This window comes from Vibrio sp. RM-69-4 (assembly GCF_024743775.1).
Taxonomy (GTDB): Bacteria; Pseudomonadota; Gammaproteobacteria; order Enterobacterales; family Vibrionaceae; genus Vibrio; species Vibrio anguillarum.
Genome location: NZ_JAMQXI010000016.1, coordinates 1 through 2,346 on the forward strand (window position 1 = coordinate 1; position 2,346 = coordinate 2,346).

Sequence of the window (2,346 nt, forward strand, 5' to 3'; positions counted from 1 at the left end):
AGCCGAACTCAAAAAACACACCGTAAGCACTGAACTTCAATTTTGTACTAAAGCCGCCACGCGTTGACAATCCCTCTTGAGCCGTTTGTTAGGCCAACCAATTGACACCGACACTTTCACAACCAAAGAACGAGCTTTTTTGTAAACGTGAAACAAACTAACCGATTCATTTATAAACCAAAATGCCAACTCAGCAAAGAAACAAAAAACTCAAATTGAGCGATTTGGAAGAAAAGTGACGAGCGTAGCATGCTCGGCGGACGTTTGGATGCCGAAGGTTATTTTGCCGCTGAATTTACAGCGCTAAGCAACCCAACACGATCAAGAAACAACAAATATGTGATGACGATTTATTGCTTAAGTTAAGCCACAAAGCATGGAATTTACCGTTCAATTTCAACTCGTTTTAGCTGATAAAAACTCACTTTGCCTAACGCCGCATTAAGGGGCAGGCAACGCAAAACACTGCGCTCAAATTAACCAGCCGTAACCTCAAATGCTCAACCAAACCAAAACTGCCAAGCGTTGACTGTCCCTCTTGAATGCTTTGTTATGTAACTTTGCTAACTATTTCAAAGCATTACAAAGAACAACATTACCAAATACCGTTTAACTTACATGAAAAGTTAGCAGTAACCCAGTAGAATTTGCGTGACAACAACGAAACTGCGAGCCCTAGTTCAAAGAAAAAAATGACTACCACCAAACTTATCGCAAACCCACTAAACCATTTAGAACCAGCTAAAAATTCGAAGAATAAAGAAGCCGAAAGCTAAATCAACATGCACGAAACCCACTCAGAAAAAGTCGACATTGAAATTAGATCAATCATAAAAAACATCTACTTTTCAATGCATTGTGGGCTTTTTCTTTACGGTTACATAACGCCCGCTTAAGGGGCAGACAACGCTACTACCAACTTTCCGCATAACACCGTAACCACAAAAACCAACGCATAGTAAAAATGCCGCGCGTTGGCTGTCCCTCTTGAAGCGTTTGTTATGGCGCAATTCTCAAGTTAGGCCATATAACTAGCCAACCCTTTGACTTTACTCGATTTTCGAAGGTTCCATATGCTCGTTTAGGATTATGTGTGATTAAACCTTGAAATAAACTCTCGAAACCAAAGGCTGATATACATTCATAATGATCGTGCTCGACTTTTCTCACTGCTACCGCCGTTTCTTTTTCAGGCCAATAGCTCATGGCATCCAATGTGCTTTGGTAAGGATCGTCGCCATTTTGTAAGTGCATCTTGGCTTGATTTTTCACTTGCCAATTGATCTGGGGCATTTGCTCCGATAACTTGAGTTCAAGTGATTTTTCATAATCTGAATCGACACAATCAGCATCGAAGAAAATGACATCAATATCGTTTAATGGCGTCGGCTTTACGTTGCGATGTAAAAAGTCCCAGACAAGGTTTCGCACAAAACCTGCGGCTATGTAGCACTGAGGCAATTCAAGCTGGTAAACACATTCCAGTGCTTCAAATCGAACGGGATCTTTTCTAACTAAATCAACGATAGTATCCATTTTTCACCTTGCGCCATAACGCCCTGCTAAGTGGCTGACAACATAACACAAAACGCAAGCAGACCACCGTAAACACAGAGCAAGCGTTGAAGTAAATTCGCCGAGCGTTGGCAGTCCGTCTTAAGCAGTTTGTTAGGCCAATAGATTGACAACGATACTTTAAAAACTCAAGAACAAGGCTTGTTTGAAAACTGAAAACCAACTAACCGATTCATTTATAAACCAAAATTTCAAATCAGCAAAGAAACCAAAAAACTCAAATTTAACGGTTTGGAAGAAAAGTGACGAGCGTAGCATGCTCGGCGGACGTTTGGATGCTGAAGGTTATTTTGCCGCTAAATTCACAACGAAAAGCAACCGAACACGATCAAGAAACAACAAATATGTGATGACGATTTATTGCTTAAGTCCAGCCATGAGAACATGGAATTCGCCGTTCAATTCAAACCCGATTTAGCTGATAAAAACTCACTTTGCCTAACGCTCGGCTAAGGGGTTGACAACGCACCGCCGAACTTAAAAAACACACCCTAAACCCTGAACTTCAATTTTGTACTAAAGCCGCCAAGCGTTGGCAATCCCTCTTGAGCCGTTTGTTAGGCCAACAGATTGACAACGATACTTTAAAAACCCAAGGACAAAGCTTGTTTGAAAACTGAAAACCAACTAATCGATTCATTTATAAACCAAAATCTCAAATCAGAAAAGAAACAAAAAAACTCAAATTGAGCGATTTGGAAGAAAAGTGACGAGCGTAGCATGCTCGGCGGACGTTTGGATGCTGAAGGTTATTTTGCCGCTGAATTCACA

At 40.9% G+C, this 2,346-nt stretch carries 1 protein-coding gene; it reads right to left on the bottom strand.

Features of this window, described 5'->3' with window-relative positions:
• Positions 1-999 precede the first annotated feature (999 nt).
• Positions 1,000-1,536, bottom strand: a complete 537-nt coding sequence (locus NB504_RS01185) for a nucleotidyltransferase family protein (protein ID WP_047691683.1) — start codon at positions 1,534-1,536, stop codon at positions 1,000-1,002.
• Between the last annotated feature and the right edge of the window lie 810 nt (positions 1,537-2,346).

Excerpts from the sequence above, each read along its gene's own strand:
- NB504_RS01185 (WP_047691683.1), bottom strand. The coding sequence starts at position 1,536 with ATGGATACTATCGTTGATTTAGTTAGAAAAGATCCCGTTCGATTTGAA.